Origin of the sequence: Plastoroseomonas hellenica (genome assembly GCF_018129085.1) — a bacterium.
Lineage (GTDB): Bacteria > Pseudomonadota > Alphaproteobacteria > Acetobacterales > Acetobacteraceae > Plastoroseomonas > Plastoroseomonas hellenica.
In genome coordinates, this window is the sequence record NZ_JAAGBB010000017.1 from 122345 (window position 1) to 131659 (window position 9315).

The 9315-nt window shown below is 71.3% G+C and carries 8 protein-coding genes; 6 read left to right on the forward strand and 2 right to left on the reverse strand.

The features are described 5' to 3' along the window. Positions 1-25: 25 nt before the first annotated feature. Positions 26-724: a GntR family transcriptional regulator gene (locus tag GXW71_RS15710; protein WP_367617312.1), complete on the reverse strand. Its 699-nt coding sequence runs from the start codon at positions 722-724 to the stop codon at positions 26-28. Positions 725-845: 121 nt separating this feature from the next. Here GXW71_RS15710 and GXW71_RS15715 point away from each other — a divergent pair, with 121 nt between their 5' ends. The 6 genes from GXW71_RS15715 to GXW71_RS15740 are packed head-to-tail and all read left to right on the forward strand — an operon-like array spanning position 846 to position 8255. Beyond that, positions 846-2150: a M20 family metallopeptidase gene (locus GXW71_RS15715; protein ID WP_211853477.1), complete on the forward strand. Its 1305-nt coding sequence runs from the start codon at positions 846-848 to the stop codon at positions 2148-2150. After that, positions 2147-3685, forward strand: coding sequence for an ABC transporter substrate-binding protein (locus GXW71_RS15720; protein WP_211853478.1), 1539 nt, complete (start codon positions 2147-2149; stop codon positions 3683-3685). Before GXW71_RS15715 ends, GXW71_RS15720 begins: the two co-directional genes overlap by 4 nt. Continuing rightward, positions 3682-4629: an ABC transporter permease gene (locus GXW71_RS15725; protein ID WP_211853479.1), complete on the forward strand. Its 948-nt coding sequence runs from the start codon at positions 3682-3684 to the stop codon at positions 4627-4629. Before GXW71_RS15720 ends, GXW71_RS15725 begins: the two co-directional genes overlap by 4 nt. Further along, a complete protein-coding gene (locus GXW71_RS15730) occupies positions 4622-5452 on the forward strand; it encodes an ABC transporter permease (protein WP_211853480.1) in 831 nt (276 codons plus the stop codon). Before GXW71_RS15725 ends, GXW71_RS15730 begins: the two co-directional genes overlap by 8 nt. Next, positions 5449-7023, forward strand: a complete 1575-nt coding sequence (locus tag GXW71_RS15735; RefSeq protein ID WP_211853481.1) for an ATP-binding cassette domain-containing protein — start codon at positions 5449-5451, stop codon at positions 7021-7023. Before GXW71_RS15730 ends, GXW71_RS15735 begins: the two co-directional genes overlap by 4 nt. A 14-nt stretch (positions 7024-7037) precedes the next feature. Beyond that, positions 7038-8255, forward strand: a complete 1218-nt coding sequence (locus GXW71_RS15740) for a M20 family metallopeptidase (RefSeq protein WP_211853482.1) — start codon at positions 7038-7040, stop codon at positions 8253-8255. A gap of 4 nt (positions 8256-8259) precedes the next feature. Here the strand turns inward: GXW71_RS15740 and GXW71_RS15745 are convergent. Then, positions 8260-9315, reverse strand: a 1056-nt coding sequence (locus GXW71_RS15745; RefSeq protein WP_211853483.1) for a VWA domain-containing protein, incomplete at its 5' end; no start/stop codon positions are given.

Here is a 9315-nt window from a genome sequence, read left to right on the forward strand (position 1 = left end):
TCGGCGCGCGCGTGGATAATCGGCCTTAGCGCATCTCGTGCAGGTAGCAGACGCCGTCGGTCACGGCGCGGTGCTCGCAGAGCAGGATCGGCGCACCGGTTTGGTCATAGGCGGTCTCGGCGATCACCAGCAGCGCCGCGGGACCGCACAATTCCAGCAGGGATAGGTCCCGCTCGTTTGCCAGCGCGGCGGTCAGGCTCTCCCGCACCGCCGAGACGCGGATGCCGTAGCGCTCCACCAGGAAGCGGTAGAGCAGCGCCGGCGGTGCGTCCGGGAAGTCGGGCAGGCGGGCGGCGGGCAGCGCCATCCATTCATGCATCACCGGCCGGCCGTCGATCCGGCGCAGGCGATGCAGGCGGATGATGCCTGCGGCGGCCTCGGGGAAGGTCCCGGCCTCGGCCGCGGTGGGCGCGCCGCGCTCGATCCGGAGTAGCGTGGTCTCCGATTGCAGCAGCGCACCATCGGCGCGGTGCAGGCGGAAATACTGGAAGAAATGCCGCAGGCTGTGCAGCGGCGCGCGGCCGGTCACCACGGTCCCGGTCTTGCGCCGGCGCATCAGCAGCCCTTCCGTGACCAGGTCGGAGAGCGCCCGGCGCACGGTGCCGACGGCGACGCCGAACTGGGCGGCCAGGGCGACCTCGCCGGGCAGCACGGCGCCCGGCGCCCAGGTGCCTAGCATGATCCCTTCCTGGATCAGCCGCTTCACATGCTCATAGAGCGGCACGGGCAAGGGGCTGTCCGACCGCAGGGGAACGGCGGCGTCGGATCTCGGTTCGCTCTTGACAGGCCGCATGCTGGCTCCGCTTAATTCTCTATAGAATAGAGAAAACTGCCGTCGCAGGACAATGCCGAACCCGACACCCGCCCCGCTCGCCGCCGCCTTCGACCGGATTGCCCAGGATGTCGAGGGCGCCGTGGCGGCGCTGGCGCGCATGGTGGCGGTGGACACCTCCTTCCCGCCGGGCACCGGCTACCCGGCCTTCGCGGCGCTGCTGGAGGAGCTGGTCGCGCCGCTCAGCCTCCAGACCCGTCGGGTCAGCGTCCCGGAGGCGCTGTGGCGGGTGCCGGGCGGGCCGGCGCGCGGCGAACGCGTCAATTTGCTGGCCAGGCGGCGCACGGGGCGGCCGGCGCTCGGCCTCTATTTCCACACCGACACCGTGCCGCCGGCCCGCGGCTGGACCCGCGATCCCTTTGCGCTGACGCGCGAGGGCGACCGGCTGCACGGCCTCGGCGCCGCCGACATGAAGGGCAGCATCGCCGCGGCCCTCCTGGCGCTGCGTATGGCGGATGCCTGCGGTGTCACGCTCGCCTATGACCCGCAATTCCTGTTCTGCACGGATGAGGAAGGCGGGCTCTATCCCGGCATCCGCCACCTCGCGGAACAGGGGCTGGTCGAAGGCCATGTCCTGAACTTCAACGGCACCGCGGCGGCACGCATCTGGGCCGGCTGCTTCGGCCTGTTCAACCTGCAGCTCCGCCTGACCGGCCGCACCACCCATGCGGGCGAGGCCGCCGGTTCCGTGAATGCGGTCGAGGCCGCACTGCCGGTGATGAACGCGCTCGTCGCACTGCAGCCCGCGATCGCCGCCCGGGCCTCCGCCCTGCCCGCGCCGCCCGCCTGGGGCGACCGCCCGCTGCGGCCGAGCCTTGCCCTGGTCGCCGCCGAAGGCGGCACCGGCAGCGGCGGCCAGGTGCCGGACAGCCTCACCCTGACCATCAGCCGCCGCTACGCCCCCGAGGAGGATTTCGACGCCGTCCGGGCCGAGATCGAGCAGGCGATCCGGGCGGCGCTGCCCGCCGGCGTCGCGGCGCAGCTCGACCTGGTCGGCCACCTGATGCCGACCGCCGATCCACGCGGGCCGCACTGGCCGCGCTGGCAGGCCGCCCTCGGCCACGGCTTCGGCTATGCGCCCGGGGAATTCCGCGCCTGGGGTGCGTCGAGCAGCTCCGATTTCGGCTGGGTGCAGCGCGCGACGGGCCGACGGGAGGTGCTGCTCACCGGGCTCGGACGCGAGGGCAACAACATCCACGGCCCCGACGAGCACACCACGACCGCCGATCTCATCGCCCTGGCGCGCAGCGTGCTCGCTTATCTCGCCGCCGATTTCGCCCCGGACCTGATGCCCGCCGAGGAAGGACCCATCGCATGACCGAGCTGTCCCGCCGCCTTCTGCTCGCCGGCGCCGCCGGATTGGCGAGCAGGCCCGCTTTCGCGCAGGGCACGCCGCGCCGCGGTGGCGTGCTGCGCGTCTCCGTCGACCAGGCGGCGAGCGTGATCCATCCGCTGCGCACCCGGGTCAATCCCGAATACCTCGTCACCGAGCTGCTCTACAGCAACCTCACCCGCCTCAGGCCGGACATGACCGCGGAGCCTGATCTGGCCACCGAATGGTCCGCCAATGACGCCCTGACCGAATGGCGCTTCACGCTCCGCGACGGGCTGGTCTTCCATGACGGCAGCCCCTGCACCGCGGCGGACGTGGCCGCCACCTTCCGAGCGATCCTCGATCCCCGCACCGCCTCCCCCGCGCGCACCAATGTCGGCCCGATCGCCGCAACCGAGGCGCTGGATGCAAGGACCGTGCTCTTCCGCCTCTCGGCGCCCTATGCCGACCTGCCGGTGGCGCTGGCCTATACCGCGGCGCGCATTATCCCGGCGCGCTTCGCCGCCGGCGACCTCGATGCGCTGGCGCGCCAGGCGGTCGGCACCGGCCCCTTCAAGCTCGTCTCCTACGAGCCCGACCGCCGCATCGTGGTCGCGCGCAACGAGCGCTACCACGACCCCGAGCGGCCCTATGTCGACCGGGTCGAGGTCATGGTCTTCCCGGATTCGACCGCGGAGACCTCGGCACTGATCTCGGGCGACACCGACATCCTGACCACCGCCGGCCAGGGCGAATTCCCGCGCCTCTCCTCCGCGCGCGGCGTCACGGCGCTGCGCACGCCCTCCGGCCAGTTCCTGAACGTCAACATGGACTGCACCCAGGCGCCCTTCACCGACATCCGCGTGCGCCAGGCGCTGGCGCTGACGGTGGACCGCGCGGCGATGGTGGGCTTCGTCGCCCAGGGCTTCGGCACGCCGGGCAACGACGTGCCGATGAACCTCGCCTACCATTTCCACAAGGAGCTCCCGCTGAAGCGGGCGAATATCGCGGAGGCGCGGCGCCTGTTGGCCGCCGCCGGTCATCCCAACGGCCTCGACCTGACCCTGGTGGCCTCGGAGAATCCCGGCACGCGCACCCAGCTCGCGGTCGCGATGCGCGAAATGGCACGCCCCGCCGGCTTCCGCATCAACGTGCAGACCATGCCGCACGCCACCTACCTGGATCAGGTCTGGAAGAAGGGCGCCTTCTATGTCGGCTTCTACAACATGCAGCCGACCGCCGACGCCATCTTCTCCCTGCTCTACACCTCCGATTCCGCCTGGAACGAGACGCGCTGGAACAACCAGCGCTTCGACGCGCTGGTGCGCGAGGCGCGGGTGACCACCGAGGAGGCGAAGCGCCGGGGGCTGTATGGCGAGGCGCAGCAATTGATGCACGAGGAAGTGCCCTCGATCATTCCCGCCTTCTTCGACCTGCTGGGCGCGCGGCGCGACTATGTGCAGGGCTATGTGTTGCACCCGCGCGCGGCGGTCTTTCGCCTCGAGCAGGTTTGGCTCGGCAACGGTGCGCCGCGGCGGTGAGCGCGGGCTGGCTGATCCGGCGACTGCTGCTGGTCGTCTATACGGTACTGGTGGTCTCGGTACTGGTCTTCGCCATCACCCAGGTGCTGCCGGCCGATGCCGCGGTCACGCTGCTCGGCGAGAATGCGACGCCGGAAGCGCTGGCGGCGGTGCGTGACCGGCTCGGGCTGAACGACCCGGTCTGGCTGCAATACTGGCGCTGGCTGACGCACGCCGTCGCCGGTGATTTCGGTCTGTCCATGCGTACCGGGCAGCCGGTGGCGCCGATGATGCTGGTGGCGCTGTCGCGGTCCCTGCTGCTGGCGCTGCTGTCGATCCTGCTGATGCTGGCAATCGCGGTGCCGCTCGGCCTCTGGGCGGCGCTGCGGCAGGGGCGCGCAGCGGATCTGCTCACCGGCCTCGTCTCCTATATCGGCGTCTCCGTACCGGAATTCGTCACCGCGACGGTGCTGCTGATGCTGCTCGCCGACTGGCTGCAATGGCTGCCCGCCACCGGCTATGTCCCGCCCAGCGAGGATCTCTGGGATTCGCTCGCGCATCTGGCGCTGCCGGTCATCACCGTGTCCGTCATCATGGTCGCGCATGTCTCGCGCATGGTGCGGTCGGAGACCATCGACGTGCTGCACAGCGACTATATCCGCGCCGCCCGGCTGAAGGGCCTGCCGGAGCGCGCGGTGCTGCTGCATCACACCCTGCGCAACGCCCTGCTGCCGGTGATCACCATCGTGGCGCTGGATGTCGGCTATCTCCTCGGCGGCATCATCGTGGTGGAGGAGATCTTCGCCATCCCCGGCATCGGCCGGCAACTGATCGTCGCGATCACCGCGCGCGACCTGCCGGCGATCCAGGCGGGGGCGCTGATCATGGCGATGACCTACGCCATCGTCAGCACCCTGGCCGATATCGCCTATGCCCTGCTCGACCGGCGCATCCGCTATGACTGACCTGCTCCGCCGCCTGCTCCGCACCCCGCAGGGCGCCATCGGCAGCGCGCTGCTGCTTCTTCTGCTGCTGCTCTGCATCGCCGGCCCGGCGCTGGCGCCGCGTGATCCGGAAGCGATCGACTTCCTCGGCCGCTTCCGCCCGCCCGGGGCGGAGAACTGGCTGGGCGCCGACCAGCTCGGCCGCGACGTGCTCAGCCGGCTCATGACCGGCGCCCGCGCCACCATTCCGCTCGCGCTGCTGGCGACCCTGCTCGGCACCCTGGCGGGTGCCGTGATCGGCACGCTCTCGGCCTATCTCGGCGGCCGCTGGGACGAGGCGATCATGCGCAACATCGATGCGGTCATGGCCATCCCGGGCCTGCTGCTGGCGCTGCTGCTGGTCAGCAGCCTCGGCAAGGGCAGCCTGAACGCGACGCTGGCGATCGCCGTCGCCTTCACGCCGGGCATGGCGCGCGTCACCCGCTCCGTCGCGCTGAACGTGCGCGCGCAAGACTACGTCAAGGCCGCGCTGGCGCGGGGCGAAGGCAGCCTCTTCATCGTGCTGCGCGAGATGCTGCCCAATGTCGTCGGCCCTGTCGTGGTGGAGACGACGATCCGCGTCGCCTTCGCGGTGATGCTCTTTGCCACCATGAGCTTCCTCGGCCTCGGCGCGCAGCCGCCGGCGCCGGAATGGGGGCTGATGGTGGCCGAGGCCCGGCGCTTCGTGCACCAGGCGCCCTGGATCATCCTGGCGCCGGCGCTCGCCATCGCGGTGACCGCCATCGCCTTCAACCTGCTGGGGGACGGGCTGCGCGACGCGCTGAACCCGCGGGACGAGCGATGAGCGCCGTGCTGAGCGTCGAGGCCTATAGCCTCGACTACCGCCTGCGCCAGGGTACCGCGCGGGTGCTGGACGGCGTCAACATCACGATCGGCAGGGGCGAGGTGGTCGGGCTGGTGGGCGAATCCGGCTCCGGCAAATCCTCCCTGGCTTGGGCGATCATGCGGCATCTGCCGCGCAACGCGGTCGAGGCCGGCGGTGCGCTGCGCCTCGGCGGGCTCGACCTGCGCGGCCTCGACGCGGCCGGCGTGCAGGCGGTGCGGGGACGGCGGATCGGCATGGTCTTCCAGGACCCGTCCACCGCGCTGAACCCGACGCTGCGACTGGGCGAGCAGGTCATGGAGGTGCTGATCCGCCACCGCGGCCTCACCCGGCCGGAGGCGCGGGACGCCGCCGAGGCGGCGCTGACGGAGGTCGAGCTGCGCGATCCCGCCGCGCTGATGCGGCGCTACCCGCACGAGGCGAGCGGCGGGGAGAAGCAGCGCGTCGTCATCGCCACCGCCTTCGCCACCCAGCCTGAGCTGATCCTCTTCGACGAGCCGACCACCGCGCTCGACGTCATCACCGGCGCGCGGATCCTCGAGCTCTTCGCCAGGCTGCGCGAGCACACCGGCGTCGCCGCGCTCTATATCTCGCATGACCTCGGCCTGGTCTCGCGCGTGGCGGACCGCGTCAGCGTGCTGCGCCGTGGCCGCATCGTCGAGGAAGGCACGCCCGCGCAGGTGTTCCGCGCGCCCGCCCACGACTATACGCGCGGCCTGGTCGCGGCGGTGCCGCGCCCCGAGCGGCGGCTGGTGGCGGATGCGCCGGGCAGCGCCACTGTGCTGGCGGCCGATGCCCTCAGCGTGCGCTACGGCCGCCGCCGCCTCTTCCGCCCACCCCCGCCGCCGGCGACCGAGGCCGTGACGCTGGCGGTCCGGGAGGGCGAGATCCTGGGCGTGGTCGGCGAATCCGGCTCCGGCAAGTCGTCGCTCGCACGCGGCCTCACCGGGCTCGCCTCCTTCGGGGGCGCGGTGCAGGCCGCGGGCCGCCGGCTGGACCGGCCGGGCGCCATGGACCGCGCCTATCGCCGCGCCGTGCAGATCGTCTTCCAGCATCCGGATTCCTCGCTGAACCCGCGCATGCGCATCGGCGAGATCCTGAGCCGTCCGCTCAGGCTCCATGGCGGTGCGACGACGGAAATCCCCGCTTTGCTCGAGCAGGTGCGGCTGCCGCCGGACTATGCCCGGAAATACCCGCACCAGCTCTCGGGCGGCGAGAAGCAGCGCGTCGCCATCGCCCGCGCCTTCGCCGCCAGGCCCAGCATCGTCATCTGCGACGAGATCACTGCGTCGCTCGACGTCTCGGTGCAGGCGCAGGTGATCGAGCTGCTGCTGGCGCTGCGCCGGCAGCACGGCACCGCCTATCTCTTCATCACCCATGACCTGAACCTGATCCGCCAGATCGCCCACCGCATCGCCGTGATGCAGCGCGGCCGGCTGGTGGATCTGCGGGAAGCCGCGGCAATAGATGCGCCGGATGCGCATCCCTATACCCGCGCGCTGATCGCCGCCTCGCCGACGCCGGTCGGCTGATCATGGAGCATCGCATGACCCCGCAGGACATCCTGGCGCAGATCGATCCGCAGGACTGCCTCGATACCCTGGCCGCCATGGTCCGGCACAAGAGCTACAGCCAGACCGAGGGCGAGAAGCTGCTGGCCACCGAGATGATGCGCCAGATGCAGGCGCTCGGCATGGAGGCCGAGCTCACCCCGGTCCCCGGCGACCGGATCAACGCGGTGGGCCGGCTGCGCGGCACCGGCGGCGGCAAAAGCCTGCTGTTCAACGGCCATGTCGATACCAACCCCGTCAGCGAGGGCTGGACCGTCGATCCCTGGGCCGGGAAGGTGGATGACCGGTTCGTCTACGGCATCGGCGTCTCCAACATGAAGGCCGGCGACGCCGCCTACCTCTGCGCGGTGAAGACGCTGGTGAAGGCCGGCGTGAAGCTCAAGGGCGACGTCATCCTGACCTTCGTCGTCGGCGAGCTGCAGGGCGGCATCGGCACGCGCGCACTGATGGAACAGGGGCTGCGGGCCGACTATTTCGTCAACAGCGAGCCGACCGACCTCGCCGCGATGACGATGCATGCCGCCGCCTTCGTCTTCGTCATCGAGTTGACCGGCGTCACCCGGCATCTGTCGAAGCGCGAGGAAGCCGTCGATGCGATCGCCGCCGCCTGCGATCTGATTCCCCGCCTGAACGCCATGACCTTCTCGGGCGCCCCCTCCCCCGAACACGCCGCGATCAACCGCGTCAATGTCGGCGTGGTGCACGGCGCGCTGGGCCGCGACCTCGAGGAATGGCGCGCGCCGCAGGTGGCGGATTTCGTCCGCATCAAGGGCTCGGGCCGCTATGCCCCCGGCCAGACGCAGGACGGCGCGTTGGTTGACATGCGGCGCGAGCTCGATGCGCTGGAGGCGCGTTTCCCCGGGCTGAAGGCTTCGCTGCGGGTCGAGAATGCCGGCGGCCACCAGCCCATGCCGGCCTTCGAGGTCAGCCGCGACAGCCCGATCGTCCAGGCGGTCAATGCCGCCTACCGGACGGTGCGCGGCGCGCCGCAGCCGACCGGCGCGATCACGCCCCCCGCCTATTACGGCACCGATGCCGGCCACCTGCTGCGGATCGGCGGCATGGAAGGCGTGGTCTGCGGTCCGGGCGGCCGCTACAACACCATGCCGGACGAGCGGGTGGACATCCCCGACTTCCTCGACATGATCAGGATCTACCTGCTGACCATCCTGAGCATCTGCGAGCGGGCCTGACCCCCTAGGCCCGGTGCATCGTCAGCAGCGCGTCCACCGCATGTTCCAGCTCATCGAGCGTGCGGCAGGGGCGCGCGAGGCGGCAGAACGGCAGATAGCGGCGCATGTCGGAGTCACCGGAACCCCAGAGCGCTGGATGCTCCGGGTTCAGCCACACCACCTGCCGCGCGCGGCACGCCACCGCCTCCAGCGCATCGACGCGGGGCGGCGTGCGGTTGCCGCGCGCATCGCCGAGGATGACGACCGTGGTCTGACGATCGATCATTGCAGCCTTCTCGAACCCCGCGAGCGCGGTGCCGTAGTTGGAGGAGCCATTGCCGTGTTCGGCCAGGATGCGGGCGATGGCGGCCTCGGCGGGGCCATCCTTCAGCGCGGCGCTGACTTCGATCGCGTCCCCGGTGAAGACGAAGCCCTTGATGTCGCGCACCACCTCCCCCAGCGCATGCAGGAACAGCAGCAGGAATCCCGAGAGGGCGGAGACCGATCCGCTCACGTCGCAGAAGACGACAAGGCGCGGCCGCGCAACGCGCTTGTGGCGCCATTGCCGCAGGAAGGGGATCGCCTCCCAGCCCATGTTCCGCCGCAGCGTGGCGCGCGGGTCGAGCACGCCGCGGCGCGCCACGCGCCGCCGGCGGCCATGCCGCACCGCGAGCTTCTTCGCCATGCCGCGCACGATCGCCCGCATCCGCGCCATGTCGCGCGGCGGGATGGCGGCGAGCCGGGCGCGGCGCAGCATCTCCTGCCGCAACGCCTCGGTCTCGCCGCGGGCGAAGAGCAGCAGGTTGCGCTCGGCCTCGGCCCGCGCCTCGGCGCGCAGCATGGCGAGGCCCTCGGCCAGGCGCTCGCCCGCTTCGCTGCCATCGCGCGCGGCAACCTCCTGCTCCAGCGCGGCGAGGCCCATGGCGTCCAGCATGCGGCGTGCGAAGCCGTTGACCTGGGTGAAGACGCGAATGCGGGAGAGGCCGACCGCCTCCCCCGCCTCGGCCATCGCCTGGGCGAGGCCGGCGCGGTCGCCCTCGAGGATCATACGCCCGAGCGCGGAGCCGCCGCCCGAGCCGGG